At 63.7% G+C, this 19,128-nt stretch carries 19 protein-coding genes; 11 read left to right on the top strand and 8 right to left on the bottom strand.

Annotated features, from left to right (window positions below):
* The first annotated feature begins 4 nt into the window (after positions 1–4).
* Together hisG and DCY11_RS05015 are read left to right on the top strand one after the other, a co-directional pair.
* The gene (gene hisG, locus DCY11_RS05020; protein ID WP_108683681.1) at positions 5–706 is read left to right on the top strand and encodes an ATP phosphoribosyltransferase; all 702 of its coding nucleotides are present in this window, start codon (positions 5–7) and stop codon (positions 704–706) included.
* A 119-nt stretch (positions 707–825) separates the two neighbouring features.
* On the top strand, positions 826–1,560 hold the full coding sequence (locus tag DCY11_RS05015) for a hypothetical protein (protein WP_108681559.1): 735 nt from the start codon (positions 826–828) through the stop codon (positions 1,558–1,560).
* A gap of 21 nt (positions 1,561–1,581) precedes the next feature.
* Here the strand turns inward: DCY11_RS05015 and DCY11_RS05010 are convergent, their stop codons facing one another.
* The 6 genes from DCY11_RS05010 to DCY11_RS04990 form a co-directional block, all read right to left on the bottom strand.
* Complete coding sequence (locus DCY11_RS05010; RefSeq protein WP_159079812.1) at positions 1,582–1,971, bottom strand: hypothetical protein; 390 nt, start codon at positions 1,969–1,971, stop codon at positions 1,582–1,584.
* Between the two features lie 18 nt (positions 1,972–1,989).
* Positions 1,990–2,220, bottom strand: coding sequence for a hypothetical protein (locus DCY11_RS05005; protein ID WP_108681555.1), 231 nt, complete (start codon positions 2,218–2,220; stop codon positions 1,990–1,992).
* A gap of 143 nt (positions 2,221–2,363) precedes the next feature.
* Positions 2,364–3,998, bottom strand: a complete 1,635-nt coding sequence (gene groL, locus DCY11_RS05000; protein WP_108681553.1) for a chaperonin GroEL — start codon at positions 3,996–3,998, stop codon at positions 2,364–2,366.
* Positions 3,999–4,091: 93 nt separating this feature from the next.
* Complete coding sequence (gene groES, locus DCY11_RS04995) at positions 4,092–4,379, bottom strand: co-chaperone GroES (protein WP_045365058.1); 288 nt, start codon at positions 4,377–4,379, stop codon at positions 4,092–4,094.
* Between the two features lie 150 nt (positions 4,380–4,529).
* The gene (locus DCY11_RS15860; RefSeq protein WP_245409452.1) at positions 4,530–4,751 is read right to left on the bottom strand and encodes a hypothetical protein; all 222 of its coding nucleotides are present in this window, start codon (positions 4,749–4,751) and stop codon (positions 4,530–4,532) included.
* Entirely contained in the window at positions 4,748–5,515 is a 768-nt protein-coding gene (locus tag DCY11_RS04990; protein ID WP_245409451.1) for a catalase, read from the bottom strand. Before DCY11_RS04990 ends, DCY11_RS15860 begins: the two co-directional genes overlap by 4 nt.
* A gap of 350 nt (positions 5,516–5,865) precedes the next feature.
* Between DCY11_RS04990 and DCY11_RS04985 the strand changes: the two genes are divergently transcribed.
* Positions 5,866–7,623 (top strand): EAL domain-containing protein, encoded by a 1,758-nt coding sequence (locus DCY11_RS04985; RefSeq protein WP_159079811.1) that lies wholly within the window; start codon positions 5,866–5,868, stop codon positions 7,621–7,623.
* A gap of 55 nt (positions 7,624–7,678) precedes the next feature.
* Here the strand turns inward: DCY11_RS04985 and DCY11_RS04980 are convergent, their stop codons facing one another.
* Positions 7,679–7,963 carry a hypothetical protein gene (locus tag DCY11_RS04980; RefSeq protein ID WP_159079810.1) on the bottom strand — a complete coding sequence of 95 codons (285 nt, stop codon included), beginning with the start codon at positions 7,961–7,963 and terminating at the stop codon, positions 7,679–7,681.
* Positions 7,964–8,120: 157 nt separating this feature from the next.
* Between DCY11_RS04980 and DCY11_RS04975 the strand changes: the two genes are divergently transcribed.
* A complete protein-coding gene (locus tag DCY11_RS04975) occupies positions 8,121–8,987 on the top strand; it encodes a TIGR01459 family HAD-type hydrolase (protein ID WP_245409450.1) in 867 nt (288 codons plus the stop codon).
* 25 nt (positions 8,988–9,012) lie between these two features.
* Here the strand turns inward: DCY11_RS04975 and DCY11_RS04970 are convergent, their stop codons facing one another.
* Entirely contained in the window at positions 9,013–9,396 is a 384-nt protein-coding gene (locus DCY11_RS04970; protein ID WP_108683680.1) for a response regulator, read from the bottom strand.
* Positions 9,397–9,575: 179 nt separating this feature from the next.
* Between DCY11_RS04970 and DCY11_RS04965 the strand changes: the two genes are divergently transcribed.
* From DCY11_RS04965 to DCY11_RS04935, 7 genes are all read left to right on the top strand, one after another.
* A complete protein-coding gene (locus DCY11_RS04965; RefSeq protein WP_069444177.1) occupies positions 9,576–10,013 on the top strand; it encodes a MaoC family dehydratase in 438 nt (145 codons plus the stop codon).
* Between the two features lie 26 nt (positions 10,014–10,039).
* Positions 10,040–11,038 carry a bifunctional riboflavin kinase/FAD synthetase gene (locus DCY11_RS04960; RefSeq protein WP_108681545.1) on the top strand — a complete coding sequence of 333 codons (999 nt, stop codon included), beginning with the start codon at positions 10,040–10,042 and terminating at the stop codon, positions 11,036–11,038.
* A 70-nt stretch (positions 11,039–11,108) separates the two neighbouring features.
* Positions 11,109–14,816 carry an isoleucine--tRNA ligase gene (gene ileS / locus DCY11_RS04955; RefSeq protein WP_159079809.1) on the top strand — a complete coding sequence of 1,236 codons (3,708 nt, stop codon included), beginning with the start codon at positions 11,109–11,111 and terminating at the stop codon, positions 14,814–14,816.
* Positions 14,817–14,820: 4 nt separating this feature from the next.
* A complete protein-coding gene (lspA, locus tag DCY11_RS04950) occupies positions 14,821–15,336 on the top strand; it encodes a signal peptidase II (RefSeq protein ID WP_069444582.1) in 516 nt (171 codons plus the stop codon).
* A 34-nt stretch (positions 15,337–15,370) separates the two neighbouring features.
* Entirely contained in the window at positions 15,371–15,988 is a 618-nt protein-coding gene (locus tag DCY11_RS04945; protein WP_159079808.1) for a hypothetical protein, read from the top strand.
* A gap of 295 nt (positions 15,989–16,283) precedes the next feature.
* Positions 16,284–17,672, top strand: coding sequence for a pitrilysin family protein (locus DCY11_RS04940; protein WP_108683679.1), 1,389 nt, complete (start codon positions 16,284–16,286; stop codon positions 17,670–17,672).
* Between the two features lies 1 nt (position 17,673).
* Positions 17,674–19,089, top strand: coding sequence for a pitrilysin family protein (locus DCY11_RS04935; protein WP_108681539.1), 1,416 nt, complete (start codon positions 17,674–17,676; stop codon positions 19,087–19,089).
* Positions 19,090–19,128 lie beyond the last annotated feature (39 nt).

The raw sequence follows: 19,128 nt of genomic DNA, 5'->3' as shown, positions 1-19,128 counted from the left end.
CGTCATGACCGCGCCCTCTCTCGTCATCGCCGTCCCATCCAAAGGCCGCCTGAAGGAGCAGGCCGCGAGCCTGTTCGAAGCCGCTGGCTACACGCTGCGGGTCAAAGGCCATGAGCGCGGCTATCGCGGTCAGCTCGACGGCCTGCCCGACGTCGCCGTGGAGTACACCTCCGCGGCCGAGATCGTGCACCAGCTGCGCAGCGGTCGCGTGCACCTCGGCATTACCGGCGAAGATCTCGTGCGCGAAACCGTGCATGACGTCGACAGCCGTATCGAGTTCCTGGCGCCGCTGGGCTTCGGCCACGCGGATGTGGTCGTGGCCGTGCCCGAGTGCTGGCTCGACGTGTCGCGTATGGCGGACCTGGAAGACGTGGCCGAGCAATTCGCCCGCAGCCATGGCCGGGGCCTGCGTGTCGCCACCAAATACATGAACCTGACGCGGCGCTTCTTCTCGCAGAAGGGCGTCACCGGGTACCGTATTGTCGAAAGCGTGGGCGCCACGGAGGCGACGCCGGCCACGGGCACGTCCGAGCTCATTGTGGACATCACGAGTACCGGCACGACGCTGCAGGCGAACCACCTGAAGGTGCTCGAAGACGGTCTCATTCTGAAGTCGCAGGCCCACCTCCTCGCGGCGAAGCGCGCCAGCTGGGGCGAGCGGGCCAACGAGCTCAAGGCGGTCGTCTTGGGCGCACTCTCCGGCTGAGCGAGTTCTCCGGCTGACCGCTCACGGACGATCACGTTTTCGTTGAGGTCCCTGGCGATGACCGGCCCCCGTGGCTAGGCTCGGCCCCGTTTTGGAAATGCAATCCGAAGGGGCCGCCCATGCGCCGCTCTACACTCGCGCTCGTCCTATCGCTCGCCGTGCCGGCCGCCGTCTTGTCGGTCGCCGCCTTCCCGAGCGTTACCTTGGCCGCGCCGGCCCGCATCGTGATCCTGACCAGCGCCGAAGCGGCGGATGCCTGGCAACTCTGCGAGATCGGGAGCCAGCGTGCGCAAGGCCTGCACTACAACTATCTCGGCGACAAGGCCGCAAAATCCCTCTTTAGCGAGGGTACGGCGCCCGCGTTCTTCTTCGCCATCACGCCCCATACGGTCGCGACCGTGACGCCCGCCTCGTCGAGCTGGCGCAAGCCCGTGATCCACTATTCGGTGCTACCGCAGGACGACCCGAAGAAGCTGGAGCAGGCATTGCACGCTCGCACGCGCGAGGCCGCTGGCAACGTGCTCAACAATCCGGCGCTCAAGGGCAAGACGATCGTCATGGTCTGGGACCGACGGCACATCGCCGACCCCGAATACGACAAGAAATACGAGCGTGAGGCCGCCGTCACGCTGCGGCAGCTCTTCCACCTCGACATTCTGCCGGGCGTGCCGCGCGAATGGCCGGCCCAGAACCACGACTATTTCTGGGTCGTGGATTTTCCGGATAGCTCGAACGTGCCGCTCAAGTTCGAGATGGTGAAGCAGGAGTTCGGCAAGTCTTTCCCCAACGTGCCCGCCAACGATTGGGGCGAGCCGGCCGGGCTCGACGCGGCGAGCGGCTGCCTCGTGGACTAGATCGCTCGGAGCCGAATTGCTCTAGCCGGCGTTCTGACGTTCGCTCGCGCTCTTCTCGCCGTAATAGAAGCCCGTCACGGCCCCGACGAGGCCGACAAGCGGTGCCAGCAAGACTTCGCCGATCGAACGGATCCCGGTGAGCCGCAGCGCGTCGGTCGTGCATTCCGAATTGCTGCTCAGACAGCCGATGGTGGAATAGCTTGCGATCCCGATCATCGTGCTGATCACGACGACCAGAGTCAGGAGCAGCAGCATGGCGATCCAACCGCGCATCGTCTCGCGCTTCCGCTCACGATCATAGGGCGTCTCAGTGAAGCCGCCATTGCCGTCGACACCCGGCGCGGCCGCGCCGATCGGGCGGATTGTCGTGAGGTCCACCGTCAGCTTTCCTGAATCTGGAGCTTGGTTCATGACACGTACCCTCCATGCCTACTCGGCCACTCTTTTTCGAGTCACCTGGGCCAGTGTGTTGTTCGGCTTCTCGATAAGGAGCTTGGAACCAGCGGCTTCGTTCTGAGCGATGAAGCTCTCCGTATTGATGGCTTGAGAAAGGACCGTGTTGGCCGATACGCCGCGCTGCTCCGCCAGGTTTTTCAAAGTTTGCAGGAGCGTTTCGGGTATCTCGGCGGTGATCTTCACCTTCGGCGTTTCCGATGACATGGTGCCTCCAGTCTCTTGCGGCGGGCGCGTGGTCGGGTAACACGTATAGGTAGAATATATGGCCTATCCACAATATTGGCTAGCAAAGAAAAAGGGCCGCCCCGAAGGACGGCCCTTGTCGTTTCTAGCCTTGGAGGCGTGGACTACATCATGCCCATGCCGTCCATGCCGCCCGGAGGCATCGGCATGGGATCGTCCTTCTTCGGCAGCTCGGCGACACCGGCTTCGGTGGTGACCAGAAGGCCGGCCACGGAGGCGGCATCCTGCAGCGCCGTGCGGACTACCTTGGCGGGGTCGATGATGCCCTTGTCGATCAGATCGACATAGGTGTCGTTCTGGGCATCGTAACCGAAAGTCGGCGACTTCTGATCCATGACCTTGCCGACCACGATGGAGCCTTCAACGCCGGCATTCTCGGCGATCTGGCGGATCGGAGCCTGGAGCGCGCGGCGTACGATGTTGATGCCGGCCTCCTGATCGTCGTTGTCGCCCTTGGCCTTCAGACCCTTCGAGGCATGAAGCAGCGCAACGCCGCCGCCCGGCACGATGCCTTCCTCGACGGCCGCACGGGTCGCGTTCAGCGCATCGTCGACGCGGTCCTTCTTCTCCTTCACTTCGATCTCGGTGGCGCCGCCGACCTTGATCACCGCAACGCCGCCGGCGAGCTTCGCCAGACGCTCCTGCAGCTTCTCACGGTCGTAGTCGGAGCTCGTGTCCTCGATCTGCTGACGGATCTGAGACACGCGCGCCTCGATCTCGTCCTTCTTACCGCCGCCGCGAACGATCGTGGTGTCGTCCTTGGTGATGCTGACGCGCTTGGCCTTGCCCAGCATCTGCACCGTGACGTTCTCGAGCTTGATTCCGAGATCCTCGGAGACCATCTCGCCGCCCGTTAGGATCGCGATGTCCTGCAGCATGGCCTTGCGGCGATCGCCGAAGCCCGGCGCCTTGACGGCCGCGACCTTCAGGCCGCCGCGCAGCTTGTTGACCACGAGCGTGGCAAGTGCCTCGCCCTCGACGTCCTCGGCGATGATGAGCAGCGGACGGCCCGACTGCACGACCGACTCGAGCAGCGGCAGCATGGCCTGCAGGCCCGACAGCTTCTTTTCGTAGATCAGGATGTAGGGGTTCTCGAGTTCCGTCGTCATCTTGTCGGCATTGGTGACGAAGTACGGTGAGATATAGCCGCGGTCGAACTGCATGCCCTCGACGACTTCGAGCTCGGAATCGAGGCTCTTGGCTTCCTCGACGGTGATCACGCCCTCATTGCCGACCTTCTTCATGGCCTGAGCGATCATGTCGCCGATGGACTTCTCGCCATTGGCCGAGATGGTGCCGACCTGAGCGATTTCGGCGGAGCCCGAAACTTCCTTCGACTGCTTCTGGATGGTGCCGATGACTTCGGCGACGGCCTTGTCGATACCGCGCTTCAGGTCCATCGGGTTCATGCCGGCGGCCACGGCCTTCAGGCCTTCGCGCACGATCGCCTGTGCCAGGACGGTCGCCGTCGTGGTGCCGTCGCCCGCGGTCTCGTTGGTCTTGGACGCGACCTCTTTGAGCATCTGCGCGCCCATGTTCTCGAACTTGTCCTCAAGCTCGATCTCCTTGGCCACGGTGACGCCGTCCTTCGTGGTGCGCGGGGCACCGAACGACTTGTCGATGATGACGTTGCGGCCCTTCGGACCGAGCGTCACCTTCACGGCGTTGGCAAGCACGTCGACGCCCTTGAGCATGCGCTCACGGGCTTCGGCGGCAAATACAACGTCTTTTGCTGCCATTGAACTAATCTCCGTTGTGGATCGACGCTCCACGGCGCCCGCTGTTCACGCGCGGCGCAGGGCGGAATCGGTTTCGATAAGTGTGGGGCGTGCCTAGCCGAGGACGCCCATGATGTCGGACTCCTTCATGATGAGGAGTTCGTCGCCATCGATCTTGACTTCGGTGCCGGACCATTTGCCGAACAGGACCTTGTCGCCGGCCTTCACGCCGAGCGGATGAACCTTGCCATCCTCGCCGAGGACGCCGGGGCCCACGGAAACGACCTTGCCAGTCTGCGGCTTCTCGGCCGCGGTGTCCGGAATGATGATCCCGCCTTTGGTCTTCTGCTCTTCCTCGAGCCGCTTGACCACGACACGGTCATGCAGGGGACGGAATTTCATGGATATACGCTCCTATTTGCTGGAACTCCGATGCTTGGCACTCAGGCCTCCCGAGTGCCAATAACCCGCTTGTACGCAGGCCTCCCCTAGGCGTCAAGGCGGGGTGTCGTCACAAACACGGCGCGTAGCGTCTCCAGTGAGCGATGGATGTCAGGGCGCGACCCGGCGCGTGAAGGACACGACATAGGCCGGAGAGCGGATCGCGAAGATCGGATCGTCGGTCGGCCCCGCCACCCCGTCGGCGACGTTTGCGGGCAGAAACGAGAACGCGTCGCAGGTGCCGTCCGGTTCGATGGCGTCGATCGTCAGTCGCCCCAGCGCGACCTTGTCCCGGTGCTCTTCGTCCCAGAACGCGGTGGCATCGTCGGTCACGTCGCCATCCTGGCCGACAATGGCCACGAGCGCGAACTCGGCCGGGCCTTTTCGAGGCGTGCCTTGAACTCGCCCGCCAGGAAGTCCGGTCCTTTGGCTTCTGCTTGCTCGTCGGTGAGGCCGTCCTCGCCGGCCAGCGGCAGGAGTTTGAACTTGGCAAGCGTCTCTTTGCCGTCGGCGTTGGTCAGGGTGAAGGCATGGACGCCCCAATAGTTGACGCCGGCATAGCTTGCCGGGACGAGCCGTTCCTTGAGCCAGGTGCCCTGGTTCTTCGATTCCGGGTGCGCGGCGAAATACGCCTTCACCTTGTCCGCATCGCCACTCGCTTTCGCGGTCAGGAGGTCGAAGAAGGACTGTGGCGTGTTGGCGACGAACACCGGGGCCGAAATCATCACCAGGTCCGTGTTGGCGCCGTCGCCGAGGTCGAAGCGCAACGCGAGGCCCTTGGGATTGCCCTTGTCGTTGTCGGGGGCCTCCGGGTTGCCACCTGCGAGCGAGAACCGGCCGATCACCGGGACGGTTTTCGCAAATTGCGGCGCCTTGGTGAGCTCGGGGGCATTCTCTGTCGGCTTGAAGTCGCCCGAGACGCAAAGGCCCTTGGGGTGAGCCGCCCGCTTATGCGGGTACTTGCCAAAAGCCTTGTTCAACGCGTCGACGAGATCGGCGGGGCCGGGCTCGGCCGAAGCATCCGATATGAAGTTGCTCGTTGAGGACAGTAGTGCAAGTGCGACCGTGGCGGCGGCGATGCGAGAAGCACAAGACATGGCGGGTTCCTGGGCGAAATGGACAGATGCCGGCAATCTAATCGCGCACGGCGGCGGCGCATCACACGTTGCAACACACTTTATTGATGGACGAGTGACGCACCGTCGCATTGATCGATGCGGCGCGCGCTTGGGCGTGCACCTTGGCCTTGCGCCGTAAGATTGCTATCACGGGACGTGCACAGCCAATTTGATGTTGCTTTGCAATAGGCTGTCGCCCATGATTTCGAAAGCGAGGGGCGGCGCGACAAGCCAGGACCATTTGGAACGGCGAGGCCATGAATTCATGGGAACGCCGTCCATTGGAGCAGGTCTTGACGGTACCACGTGCCGCTTCAGGAGGGCTCGCGATGCTTGACGTGATTGTGCTCGTGGCCATGGCCATCACGGCGGCCGCATTCGGCGCCGGTTTGACCATGCAGGCGGGACTGCCGCTGCTACCCGTTCTCATCGGGGCCATCGCGCTGTTCCTGGTGATGGCGACGACGTTCCTCCGGGTTGGACGCGGCGGCGGCGGCGGCGGTGGCGACCGCCTCGACGATCTCGAGCAAGCGCTCGAAGTAATCGACATCGATCTGCAGCGGCTTGACCGCGTCGAAGACGGTATGAACCGCCTTCATGCCTTGCATGACAAAGTTGAACGTCTCGATCAGCACGTGGCGAGCGGCGCGGTCGGCGCTGCCGGGTCCGAAGGGCTGTCGGTGGATCTTCAGCACGTCTACGATCGGATCGAGGCGGTCCGCGCCGAGGTCACGAACGAAAGCCGCGCCCAACGCCAGAAGATTGCCAACGATCTCGGAGCTCTGGAAACGCTGATCGCGCAGCTGGTGGGCCGCGCGTCCGCGGCGGCGCCTGCGAGTAGCCCTGCGCCGGCCAGCCCTGCGCCAGCCATGGCGGCGCTCGCTGCAGCCGACGCGGACGCCGAAGCGGAGATTGAACGAGAGTCAGCCGCTGTGTTCGAGCCGGAACCCGTCGAAGAACCCGAACCCGTGATCGAACCCGAGCCGGAATTCTTCGAAGAGTCCGAGCCGGAACTGATCGAGGAACTCGAACCCGAGTTCGAAGAGATTGACGAAGAGGAAATTGACCTCGTTTTCGAGCCCGAGCCGCAGGAGGATCTCCAGCCCGAATCGGAGGACAGCACCGGCACGGAGCCCGCTCCAGAGGCTGTCGAGGGCGACGAGAGCGGCGGCGGGGAACGGGAGGTTGGCCGGGAAGAGGCCATTCTCGCCGCGGCGCTGGCTGCGGCGCAGCCCGAACCCGTAATCGAGCCAGAGCCAGAGCCCGAACCCGAAGAGTCGTTCGAGGAGTTGGCCGACGATTTGGCCTATGACTTCGATGACGATGACGACGACGCGATGCTCGAAATCATTCGCGAGGGTATCGAGCAGGGGCGGGTGGATCTGTACCTCCAGCCCACCGTCACCCTGCCGGGGCGCAAGGTGCGCTATTTCGAAGGGCTGACCCGCATTCGCAAGAGCGACGGCGAGATCGTGATGCCGCGCGACTACATGCCTGTGGCCAAGCGGTCTGCGTTGATGCCGCTGATCGACAACGTGCTCGTCGTCCGCGCGGTCCAGGTGTTGCGTCGCCTTGGCCCCAATGCGCCGATCGAAGGCGTGTTCGCCAACATCTCCATGCACTCCCTGCTCGATCCCGATTACTTCCCGGAACTCATCGAGTTCATGGAGGAGAATGCCGGCCTCAGCGACAGTTTGATCTTGGAGATCAGCAGTGCCGAGATGCAGGGTCTGAACGACAGCGAGCTCGGCTGCCTCGATACGCTAAGTGCGTTGGGTTTCGGCTTCTGCCTCGACAACGTGGCCGATATCGAGACCGGCTTCGATGGGCTCGGCGACCGCAATTTCCGCTTCGCCAAGGTCAGCGCGGCGCAGTTCCTAGGTGGGCCGGGACGCAATGCGGCAGACCTCAAGCGGCGGCTGGATGCGGCCGGCATCACGCTGATCATCGAGAAGGTCGAGAAAGAGGGCGACGTGGCGCGCCTCCTCGACCATGGCATCGAGCTGGCGCAGGGCCATCTCTTCGCCGAGGCCGAGCCGATGAACGCGGCGCTCTCGCGCGAATTGTCGGGCGTAGGCGCCGGCTAAGCCGGTCTCATACATCCGACCGCCGGCAACGCGCGCCCGACCGAGTACGGCCGGCCTAGTCGCCCGTCTCGAGGTCCCGCTGTAGCTCTTCGTCTTCCACATTGCCGCCGCTGCTCTTGGTTTCCGCACGGTCCGGCGGGGGCATCATCTCGCCGCCGGATTTCGTCGTGGGGACCTCGTCGGGCTCCAGGTCCCGTTCGACCTCCATGTCTTCCTCGTCCTGGACCGGCAGGACCAAGGACGGGGCGTTGAGATCGTGGGTGGGCAGGGCCAAGGCCGGTCCACCGGCGACGGCGAGAGCAGCAAGCCCAATCCAAGCCAGTCCGTTCAATCGCGACATCGTCTCCTCCTAGCGATCTTCACCTGAAGAATTCTGGTCGTATCGTCGCCACGATCCTATCACCGCCAGCGCGCCGGACGTAGCGCTTCGACAGGCCGCATCCACTGTCCTTGACCGGCGGCGCGCGAGCCTCTAACCGAGCGCCATGGAAGCTTCCTTGAAAATTCCCGTCATCGAGTCCATCCGCGAGATTGGCGGCAGCCGCCGGGTTTGGTTCGTCGATATCTGGGGCGTCATGCACAACGGGCGCGATGCCTTTCCCGAGGCCTCGGCCGCAACGCGCGCCTTTCGCGAGCAGGGCGGCGTCGTCATTCTGCTGTCCAACTCGCCGCGTCCGAGCCCCGACCTCCAGGCTCAGCTCCGGCTCATCGGCGTGCCGGACGACGCTTACGACGCCACTGTTTCGTCGGGCGACCTCACGCGCCACGAACTGGCAAAACACAAGGGCGCCCGCGTGTTCCATCTCGGCCCGGAGCGCGATCTGCCGATCTTCCATGAAGCAGATGTCACGCTGACAGGCCCGGAGGACGCGGAGCTGGTCGTGTGCTCAGGCTTGTTCGACGATCAGGTCGAAACGCCCGAAGATTATGTGGATCTGCTGACGAGCCTTGCGGCCCGCGATGTGCTGATGATCTGTGCCAACCCCGACCACAAGGTCGAGAGCGGCAACCGGCTCATCTACTGTGCCGGTGCGCTGGCCGCAGCTTACGAAAGCCTCGGCGGCAATGTCGTCTATGCCGGGAAGCCGCACCAGCCGGTCTACGATCTCGCTTTCGAGACCGCCTCGAAGATTGCGGGCGCGCGCGGTGTAACGATCTCGAAGTCGGATGTCCTTGCGATCGGCGACGGCGCCAAGACCGACATCATCGGCGCGGGGGCGTTCGGTGTGCCGTCCGTTTTCGTCGCGAGCAAGCTTCACGCGCCGGACGAGAGTGTCGGATTGCTGGATGCCGCGCACCTTGAAGGGCTGTTCGCGGAGGAGCCGAGCCCGCCGATCGCCGCCACGCACGGTCTGCGCTGGTAGGCGCGTGTTCCGGCAGGCTTGGTTGTCAGGCGTGGAACGCGGACTCGATCTTCGACCTGAGCGTCACGGCATTGAACGGCTTCAGCATATAGTCGCTGACGCCGGCCTGTTTGGCCTGCGCCTCATGTTCGCGCGAACCGTCCGCGGTGACCATGATGAACGGCGTGCGGGAGAGGCCCCCGTCCGCGCGCACCTCGCGTAGGAGCTCGTAGCCCGTCATCGGGGCCATATTCCAGTCCGAGATGACGAGCCCGTAGTGCTTCTCGTGCATCATCTGCAGTGCCGCGCTGCCGTCACCGGCGCCGTCAACATCTGCAAAACCGAGTTGTCCGAGGAAGTTACGGATGATCCGGAGCATTGTGCTGTAGTCGTCGACGACGAGCACCGGCATTTTGAAATCGAGTGGCATGGCCATCCTCCGTCTGCCTCGATCGAGGCTATGGAAACATGGTTAACAAAACATTAATCCATTGTTCTGCATGATGTTTTCTGGAAGAGAAGCGGCCGGGCGAGACTTGTTGCGGCGCCGCAAGGGCTTCGCTATTTTGCGCCCCTCTTAAGAACACCAAAACCGCAGGGAGTACACGCATGAGCCTCGACCACGGCTACTATCTGGAAGATCTGTCGCCCGGCATGGAGGCCAGCGTCTCCAAGACCGTGACGAACGAGGACATCACGGCGTTTGCGGAACTCTCCGGCGACATCAATCCCGTCCACCTGAACGAGGAGTTCGCGGCCGGGACCGTGTTCAAGAAGCGCATCGCGCACGGCTTTCTGACCGGTTCGCTATTCTCCACGGTGCTGGGCACCAAACTGCCGGGGCCTGGCTGCATCTACATGTCCCAGACCATGAAATTCAAAGGCCCCGTCTTCATCGGCGATGAACTCATCGCCACATGTAAGGTGACCGCCGTCGACATGGAGAAGGGTCGCGTCTCCTTCGATTGTGTCTGCGAGGCCAACGGCCGGCCTGTTCTCACCGGAGAGGCGCTGCTGATGGTCTCCCGCCGCCCCACGGACGACTAGTTCGGTTCGAACCGGAAGGATTTCCGATGGACATCGTCCGCTCCTGGCGGGAAGCACCGCCGGACCAGAAAGGCGCGGTCCTGGCCATCGGAAATTTCGATGGTGTCCATCGCGGACACCAGGCAGTTCTCGGTGTGGCCAAGGCGATAGCGGCGGCCGAGGGCAGAAAGACCGGGGCGGTGATCTTCGAACCGCACCCGCGCGAGTTCTTCGCGCCAAACAGGCCGTTCTTCCGGCTGACACCCTTGCCCGTGAAGCTGGAACTGCTCGAGGCACTGGGCCTCGATGTCGTTTTCGTCCTGCCCTTCGACCGGCCGCTGGCCGATTTGTCGGCAGATGCGTTCGCCACCGATGTCCTCGGTGAGGCGTTCGGCGCCCGTCACGTCGTGGTGGGCTACGATTTTGTCTACGGCAACGGCCGAACGGGTACGGTTACGCAACTTGCGGCCTCGGGCGAAGCCGCTGGCTATGGCGTCGACGTGGTGGAGCCGGTGCAGCTTGAGGAAAAGACGGTCTTTGCCTCCAGCGCGATCCGGGAGCATTTGTCTGAGGGGCGGATACGGGAAGCCGCCGAACAACTCGGCTATTGGTGGCGGGCTCGGGGCTCGGTTGCCCATGGCGCCGGGCGCGGGCAGGGGCTCGGCTTCCCGACGGTGAATTTCAAGCTGTTGCCCGGCCAGGACGTTTGCCACGGCATCTACGCCATGCGCGTACACCATGCGGGCGGCCGGCACGACGCGGCGGGCTATGTGGGGCCGCGTCCCACGTTCGGGGCAGGCGAGCCCGCGCTTGAGGCCTTCCTATTCGACTTCACCGGCGACCTCTACGATCAGACCATCGAGGTGGAATTCATCGACTTCATTCGCCCCGACCAGGCCTTCCCCGACGGCGAGGCGCTGGCGGCGCAGATGGACAAGGACTGCGAGGCCGTGCGGGCCGTGCTGGCGAATGTCGACGCCAGCGATCCGATGCGGCGATTCCCGCTCGGGGCCGCTCTCGCCACGCGGACACTGGATTGTAGCTAGCCCGGTTGCTAGAACGCCTCGCAACTCGAATCGCGCCTTCCGCGATCCAACACGGGCGGAAATAGAAATCATGGTCACCAAGTCGAAGAGCGGCAAGGGCGCTCCCAAACGTAAGAGCGCCGCCAGCCCCGCACGCAAGAAGAAGACCAAGACGGCGGGCAGGACAATCAGCACGGCGAAGAAGCCGACAGCCAAGAAGGCGCCTGCAAAGAAGGCTGCGCCGAAGAAAGCGGTGAAGAAGACCGCTAAAACGACCGTGGCCAAGAAGAGCGTGGCGAAGAAGACCGTTACCAAGAAGCGCACCACGAAAAAAGCCGCGCCGAAGAAGGTTGTGGCCAAGAAGGTCTCCGCGAAGAAGACGACTAAGAAGACCGTGAGGAAGGCGGCGCCGAAAAAGACCGTTGCAAAAAAGACGGCACGGAAGACGAGCGCCAAGAAAGTCGGCGCGAAAAAGACGGTCGCCAAGAAGGTGTCGGCGAAGAAAGCACCAGCGAAGAAGACTGCTGCCAAAAAGTCGGCCACGAAGAGGCCTGTCGCCAAGAAGACCACGGTTACGAAGTCGACGGCCAAGAAAGCCGCGCCGAAAAAAGCGGTGAAGAAGACCGCGAAGAAGCGCGTGACCAAGGCCCGCGTGGCCACGAAGGCCGCGGCGCCCAAGAAGGCGGTCGCGCCGAAGAAGGAGGCCCCGGCGAGAAAGACAACGACCAAGACAACAACGGCGTCCCACAAAGCCGCCAAGCCAAAGACGATCGCGAAAAAGACTGAGATGACGGACACCACAACGCCCCCCGCACCTGAAGCGGCACCGAAACCGGTGCAGCCGCAAACGGAGCGGGACTGGAGCGAGACGCTATTCCTGCCCAAGACCGAGTTTCCGATGAAGGCGGGCCTGCCGAAGCGCGAGCCGGAGCTGCTGCAGCGCTGGGCCGAAATGGGCCTTTACGGGCGGCTGCGCGAGAAGGGCCAGACCCAAGAAAAATTCGTGCTGCATGACGGCCCGCCCTATGCGAACGGCCATCTTCATATCGGGCACGCGCTCAACAAGATCCTGAAGGACGTGATCTGCCGCTCCCAGTCCATGATGGGCAAGGACGCCAACTATGTACCGGGCTGGGACTGCCACGGCCTTCCCATCGAATGGAAGGTCGAGGAGGAGAAGTATCGGTCCAAGGGCAAGGCCAAGCCGGACTTCGCCGACTCCGAGGCTATCGTCGCCTTTCGCCGCGAATGCCGCGCCTATGCGGAGCATTGGCTGGACGTGCAGCGCGACGAGTTCAAGCGCCTCGGTATCGAGGGTGACTGGGACGATCCGTACACGACGATGAACTACAAGGCCGAGTCCACCATCGCGCGCGAACTGATGAAGTTCGCGATGAATGGACTCCTGTATCGCGGCTCCAAGCCCGTGATGTGGTCCGTGGTGGAGCGCACGGCGCTCGCGGAAGCCGAAGTCGAGTATCAGGAGATCGAGAGCCCAGCGATCTACGTGAAGTTCCCGGTCATGTTCGCGACGGACGACAATCCCGATCCCGGCTTCCTGCAGCATGCTTCGGTGGTGATCTGGACGACGACGCCGTGGACGATTCCCGGCAACCGGGCGGTCTCCTATTCGCCGGCCATTTCGTACGGCCTCTACGAGATCACCCAGGCGCCGGAAGACAATTGGGCCAAGGTCGGCGAGCGGCTGATCCTGGCGGATGCGCTGGCCGAGACCGTCAAGACTGCGGCCCGTATCGAGGGCTGGCATCGCGCCGGCGACGTGACTTCCGCGATGCTCAGTCAGGTCATGTGCGCGCATCCCTTGCGCGACGAGGGCGCTTACCGGTTCAAGGTGCCTCTGCTCGCGGGCGATCACGTCACCGAGGATGCGGGTACCGGCTTCGTGCACACCGCGCCCGGTCATGGCGCGGACGACTACAACATATGGGTCGAAAGCGAGCGGCTCCTGCGAGACCGGGGCATCGACAAGACCATCCCCTTCACGGTCGACGAGGCCGGCTTCTTCACCAAGGATGCGCCGCGCTTCGAGGGCAAGCGCGTGGTCGACGACAAGGGCAAGTTCGGCGACGCCAACGAAACCGTTATCCGTGCGCTCATGGACGCGAAGGCGCTGCTGGCCCGCGCGCGTTACAAGCACGACTATCCGCATTCCTGGCGGTCCAAGAAGCCCATTATCTTCCGGGCGACGCCCCAATGGTTCATCGCCATGGACAAGGACTTCGAGGCCGGCGACAGCCTGCGCGCCCGCGCCATGGACGCGATCGAGGCGACTCGCTTCGTGCCGCCCCAAGGGGAGAAGCGCATCAAGGGCATGGTCGAGACCCGGCCTGACTGGGTCGTCTCGCGCCAGCGGGCCTGGGGCGTGCCCATCACCGTATTCGTGCATAAGGAGACCGGCGACGTCATTCCGCGCGGGGACTTCAATGCGTCCGGCGAACTGATCGACCGCATCGCCGCCGCGTTCGAGGCCGAGGGCGCGGACGCGTGGTTCGTCGACGGCGCGAAAGAGCGCTTTCTGGACGGTCTCGTGGACGATCCGGACGCCTGGGAGAAGGTCGGTGACATTCTCGACGTCTGGTTCGACTCCGGGTCCACCCATGCCTTCGTGCTGGAGCAGCGCCCGGATCTGAAATGGCCGGCCTCGCTCTATCTCGAAGGCTCGGACCAGCACCGCGGCTGGTTCCAGTCCTCGCTTCTGGAGGGCTGCGGTACGCGCGGCCGCGCGCCGTTCGACGAAGTGCTCACCCATGGCTTCGTCAACGACGAGGATGGGCGCAAAATGTCGAAGTCGCTCGGCAACGTGGTCTCGCCGCAAAAAGTCATCGAACAATCGGGTGCGGAGATCCTGCGGCTGTGGGCCATGAGCTCCGATTATGCGGATGACTTGCGCATCGGGCCGGACATCCTCAAGGCGAACGTGGATTCGTATCGCCGCCTAAGGAACACGCTGCGCTTCCTGCTCGGCAATCTCGCGCACTATCACGACGACCTCACCGTCGCCTATGACGAGATGCCCGAACTCGAGCGCTACATGCTTGCCCGTATCGCCGAGCTCGATGCGTCGGTGCGCGAAGGCTACATCGTCTACGACTTCAAACGCGTCTTCCACGCGCTGCTGAATTTCTGCGTCAACGATCTGTCGGCGTTCTATTTGGACATCCGCAAGGACGCGCTTTATTGCGATCCGCACGACAGCCGCACCCGGCGCGCGGCGCTTACGGTCATGGATCGGCTTTTCGCCGCGCTCACGGCCTGGCTTGCGCCCATGCTGTGCTTCACCATGGAGGAGGCCTGGCTGACGCGCTTCCCGAACGACAAGGGCTCGGTTCATTTGCGTGACTTCCCCGATGTGCCGGACGAGTGGGATGACGCAGGGCTCCGCGAGAAGTGGCGGAAGGTGCGGCAGATCCGCCGTACCGTGACGGGCGCGCTCGAGATCGAACGGCGCGAACGGCGCATCGGCTCGAGCCTCGAAGCCGCACCGGTCGTCTATGTCGCCGACGAGGATTTGCGCGGCGCGCTCGAGGGGCTCGACCTGGCCGAAATCGCGATCACCAGTGGGGCGCGCCTCGTTCCCGGCGAGGGGCCGGCGGACGCCTTCCGGCTCGAGGATGTACCTGCCGTGGCGGTGGTCTTCGCACGCGCCGAAGGCAACAAATGTGCGCGGTCGTGGAAGGTCCTTCCCGAAGTCGGGGCCGATCCCGAGTTTCCGACCTTGTCGCCCCGCGATGCCGAAGCCGTTCGCCAGTTCGACCGGCGCGCCGGGCAGGCGGGGTAGCGGCATGCTTCGTCACTGGTTCTGGGGACCCTATTCGCCGCTCGGGCTTCTCGTGGCCTTGGCGACGCTGGTGGCGGACCAGGGGAACAAGCTGTGGATGCTCTATGTCTACGACATCGGCACCAAGCAGCCCGTCGAGGTCACGCCGTTCTTCGACCTGATCCTCGTATGGAACAAGGGCATCAGCTATGGGCTGCTCCAGCAGGATGAGCTGCTCGGGCGTCTGGCGCTCGTCGCGTTTGCTATTGTCGTGAGCTTGGCCTTGATCGCCTGGCTCGCCCGGATATCGACGGGCCTGACGGCCGTTGCCATCGGTCTCATCGTCGGCGGCGCGGCCGGGAATGCCATCGACCGGGCCGTGCACGGCGCCGTGGCGGACTTCTACTCGCTCCACGCCTTCGGCTTTCAGTGGTACATCTTTAATATCGCCGATGTAGCCATCGTTGCCGGGGTGGTCGGACTCCTGTATGACTCGCTTTTCGGGGGTCACAAAAAGGCCGGAAACCCCTCTAAAATGTAAACAAATCCAGATTTTTGGGGATTTGAGGGGACTCTTGGGGCACGTCACAGCCATAAATGCCGGACGCCGGCTTGGAACGATCGCGGCAATGCTTGCCTGCGCGGCGCTCCTTGGCGGCTGCGGCGGCGTCGAGCTCGAAGGCAAAGTCTTCGACTACGCCGGCCTATCCGGCAAGGTCGGCGGTCCGAAGGTCGACCCCACGATGAGCGCGCGGGCCCCTCTCATGGTGCCGCCGAACACCCGAAGTCTTCCCGCCCCGACCGAGAACCGCTCTATCGCCGCGGCTCGCCAGGATTGGCCGGACGATCCGGAAAAGGTCCGGGTGCGCGAGGTCGAGCAGCAGAAGGCCGTGGTAGCCGAGGCGGAGGCTGCCGCCGAGCCGCTGAACGCCTACGCGGGCAAAGAGACCCTTATCGACAAGCTCTTCCAGGGCGGCAAGAAGAAGAGGATCGAGGAACCGGTTCCCGACGTGCCGGAGCCGGACGCATCGGATGCCATCCCGGGATCGAGGTCGACCGTCGCTACGAGCAGTCAGCCGATCACGCCGCACCGGGCGGAGGCGCCGCTCCCCGACCAGAACAGACAGGCCTTCGAGCCGAAGACGCCGAACAGCTACAAGAGCGGTTCAGGCACCCAAAGGGGCCTGTACTAGGCTAGCGCCGCCCCGCGGCGCGGCTTGCGGATGGGTTAACCCACCGCGCAATCACCCGGAAACCTTGCGAATCTGTAAGTTTGGCCGCCGCACGGCGACGGCTAAACTTGTTTGAATCGACGGATCGGGCGTCCCACATGTTAGGGTAGCGTCCAGAAGGCGTTGCGAGCGCCGTGGCGTTCGTTCGGCGTCACTTCCTCTAGCCTTCCGCTAAAGGTGCTGATGAATGTTCAAACACTGGATCGCCGCGTCCCTCTTCCGGACCGGTTTGGTCATAACCCTGGTGAGCCTATCCATGCCAGTTGCTACCCTTACCGCTGAGGCCGAGAAGGCGCCCGCGCCATCCGCCGCGCCGCAAAAGGCTTCGAAGAAGGCCTTCGAATTCAAGTTGGAGAACGGGCTCGACGTGGTCGTCATCCCGGATCACCGTGCCCCGGTCGTCACCCAGATGATCTGGTACAAAGTCGGTGCTGCGGACGAACCCTACGGCGTATCCGGCATCGCTCATTTCCTCGAGCATCTGATGTTCAAGGGCACCGAGACCATCCCGGCAGGCCAGTTCTCGAAGATCATTGCCCGCAAGGGTGGGGACGACAATGCCTTCACCAGTCAGGACGTAACGGCCTATTTTCAGCGCGTCGCCAAGGATCGACTTGCCTCCGTGATGGAGATGGAGGCCGACCGCATGAAGAACCTGCGTCTAACCGAGAACGATGTGAACACCGAGCGCAACGTGATCCTCGAGGAGCGGCGCTCCCGGGTCGACAACGATCCGAGCAGCCTCCTGCAAGAGCAGATGATGGCCGCCCTTTACCGCAATCACCCCTACGGCATTCCGGTCATCGGCTGGGAGCACGAGATCGCGAAGCTCAACCGGGAAGATGCGTTCGCGTTCTACGACCGGTTCTATGCGCCCGACAATGCAGTCTTGGTCGTCGCCGGCGACGTGGAGCCCGACGAAGTGCGGGCCCTCGCCGAAGAGACCTTCGGCAAGGTTCCGGCGCATGGTGAGTTGATCAAGCGCGAGCGTCCCGCCGAGCCGAAGCATGATGCCTCGGTCACCGTCACGCTCGAGGACCCCCGTGCCGGCCGAACGACCGTCCAGCGTCTCTACATCGCGCCGAGTTACACCACCGGGAAGCCCGGCGAGGCTGAAGCGCTCGAGCTTCTTGCCCGGATCATGGCGCATGGCAGCACGGGCCGCATCTACAAGAGCCTGGTCGTCGACAAGGAGGCAGCGGCCTCGGCGGGTGGCTGGTACTCGGAATCGGGGCTCGACTCCGGCCGTATCGGCTTCTACGCGATCGCCGGCGACAATGACACGCCCGAGGAGATGGAAGCCGCGATCGACGCGGTCATCGAAGACGTTCGCGTCAACGGCGTGACCCAGCAAGAGCTCGATCGGGCGCGCGCCGCGCTCCTGGCCGAGTACGTCTACAACTCGGACTCCATCTCGCGCATGGCCCGGCAGTATGGCTGGCGTCTGGCGGTGGGGCTCGATGTCGAGGACGTCGAGGATTGGCCGAACCGGATCAAGGCGGTCACGACCGACGACGTCCGCAAGGTGGCGGTGGATCATCTCTTGGACGAGAATTCGGTGACGGGCATCCTCAAGCCCGCGCCGGAGCACACGAGCAAGGTACAGGAAAAGCCGGTACCTGCGGCTACCAAGGACAAGTCATAAGATGCCGGTTACGGTCCGCACCTCGCTGGCGGTGTTTGGCCTGTGTCTCGCCGTCGCGGCACAGATGTTTCTTACTCCCTCCGCGATGGCCCAGAAGGCGCTGCCCGACTCCGCGGCGCCGTTGGCCAAAGAGACCGCTCAAGGAAATACGATGAGTATCCAAGAAGTCACGAGCCCGGGCGGTATCAAGGCCTGGCTTGTAGAGAGCCACGTCAATCCGCTGATCTCGATCCGCTTCGCCTTTTTCGGCGGTGCGGCCCAGGATGCGCCCGGGAAAGAGGGGCAGGCTTATTTCGTGACCTCGATGATGGACGAGGGCGCGGGCGACCTCGACGCGACCGCGTTCCAGGAGCGTTCGGAATCCTTGGCGATGCAGTTGGATTTCGATGCCAGCCGCGACGTCATGCTGGGCTCGCTGCAAACCCTGACCGAAAACAAGGACGAAGTGTTTGAGCTGGCCCGTCTCGCCATGACGGAGCCGCGCTTCGACGAAAGCGCGACGGCACGTGTTAAGGCGCAGATCCTGGCCGGGCTCAAATACGACGAGAACGACCCTGCCACGGTCGCCTCCATTGCCTGGGATCGCCTGGCTTTCCGCGACCATCCCTATGGCCGTCCCGTCAAGGGTTCGCCTGAATCGATCAGCGCGATCACGGACGACGACCTCCACGACTATGTCCATCGCGTCTTCGCGCGGGACAAGCTCGTCGTTTCCGCCGTCGGCGACATCACGCCCGAGGAACTCGGAAAGGCCCTGGACACCCTGTTCGGTGGCCTCCCCGAGAAGGCCGACCTGCGTGACGTGGAGGACGCCGAGCCGCCGCTCGGCCCCGCGCGCGAAGTCATCAAGATGAATGTTCCGCAGTCCTTCGCGCAGTTCGGTTTCCGTGGCATCGCGCGGCACGACGACGACTTCATCCCGGCTTACATCCTGAACTACATCATCGGCGGCGGCGGTTTTTCATCGCGGCTGATGGAGGAGGTTCGCGAGAAGCGCGGGCTCGCCTACTCGGTGACGTCCAACCTCTTCCCTTATCAGCATGGGTCGGTCTTTGTCGGCAATGTCGCGACGAAGAACGAGGCCGTCGGTCAATCCCTGAAAGTGATTCAGGACGAGTTGGAGGATGTGGCGGAGAACGGTCTGACCGAGGACCAGCTCGATGCGGCGAAGTCCTATCTCACGGGCGCCTACGCCTTGCGGTTCGAGTCCTCGTCGAGCATCGCCAATCAGCTCCTGTGGATTCAGATCGAGGATCTCGGCATCGACTATGTCACCAAGCGCAACGCGCTGATCGAGGCGGTGACGCTTGACGATATCAAGCGCGTCGCAGCCCGCTTGCTCGCCGCGGATCAACTCATCACCACGATCGTGGGCCAGCCCGTCGAGGAACCCGTCACCGAAGGCGCGCCGGGCTAGGCTGCTGCCGGGCTGGGCGGTCGGCCTGCCGGGCTTTCT

The sequence above is a fragment of the Methyloceanibacter sp. wino2 genome, from assembly GCF_003071365.1.
In the GTDB taxonomy this organism is placed as follows: Bacteria; Pseudomonadota; Alphaproteobacteria; order Rhizobiales; family Methyloligellaceae; genus Methyloceanibacter.
The sequence above is the reverse complement of the archived record's forward strand: the minus strand, read 5'-3'. Positions and strand labels throughout refer to the sequence as shown.

Excerpts from the sequence above, each read along its gene's own strand:
- hisG (WP_108683681.1), top strand. The coding sequence starts at position 5 with ATGACCGCGCCCTCTCTCGTCATCGCCGTCCCATCCAAAGGCCGCCTG.
- DCY11_RS05015 (WP_108681559.1), top strand. The coding sequence starts at position 826 with ATGCGCCGCTCTACACTCGCGCTCGTCCTATCGCTCGCCGTGCCGGCC.
- DCY11_RS05010 (WP_159079812.1), bottom strand. The coding sequence starts at position 1,971 with ATGAACCAAGCTCCAGATTCAGGAAAGCTGACGGTGGACCTCACGACA.
- DCY11_RS05005 (WP_108681555.1), bottom strand. The coding sequence starts at position 2,220 with ATGTCATCGGAAACGCCGAAGGTGAAGATCACCGCCGAGATACCCGAA.
- groL (WP_108681553.1), bottom strand. The coding sequence starts at position 3,998 with ATGGCAGCAAAAGACGTTGTATTTGCCGCCGAAGCCCGTGAGCGCATG.
- groES (WP_045365058.1), bottom strand. The coding sequence starts at position 4,379 with ATGAAATTCCGTCCCCTGCATGACCGTGTCGTGGTCAAGCGGCTCGAG.
- DCY11_RS04990 (WP_245409451.1), bottom strand. The coding sequence starts at position 5,515 with ATGTCTTGTGCTTCTCGCATCGCCGCCGCCACGGTCGCACTTGCACTA.
- DCY11_RS04985 (WP_159079811.1), top strand. The coding sequence starts at position 5,866 with ATGCTTGACGTGATTGTGCTCGTGGCCATGGCCATCACGGCGGCCGCA.
- DCY11_RS04980 (WP_159079810.1), bottom strand. The coding sequence starts at position 7,963 with ATGTCGCGATTGAACGGACTGGCTTGGATTGGGCTTGCTGCTCTCGCC.
- DCY11_RS04970 (WP_108683680.1), bottom strand. The coding sequence starts at position 9,396 with ATGCCACTCGATTTCAAAATGCCGGTGCTCGTCGTCGACGACTACAGC.
- DCY11_RS04965 (WP_069444177.1), top strand. The coding sequence starts at position 9,576 with ATGAGCCTCGACCACGGCTACTATCTGGAAGATCTGTCGCCCGGCATG.
- DCY11_RS04960 (WP_108681545.1), top strand. The coding sequence starts at position 10,040 with ATGGACATCGTCCGCTCCTGGCGGGAAGCACCGCCGGACCAGAAAGGC.
- ileS (WP_159079809.1), top strand. The coding sequence starts at position 11,109 with ATGGTCACCAAGTCGAAGAGCGGCAAGGGCGCTCCCAAACGTAAGAGC.
- lspA (WP_069444582.1), top strand. The coding sequence starts at position 14,821 with ATGCTTCGTCACTGGTTCTGGGGACCCTATTCGCCGCTCGGGCTTCTC.
- DCY11_RS04940 (WP_108683679.1), top strand. The coding sequence starts at position 16,284 with ATGCCAGTTGCTACCCTTACCGCTGAGGCCGAGAAGGCGCCCGCGCCA.
- DCY11_RS04935 (WP_108681539.1), top strand. The coding sequence starts at position 17,674 with ATGCCGGTTACGGTCCGCACCTCGCTGGCGGTGTTTGGCCTGTGTCTC.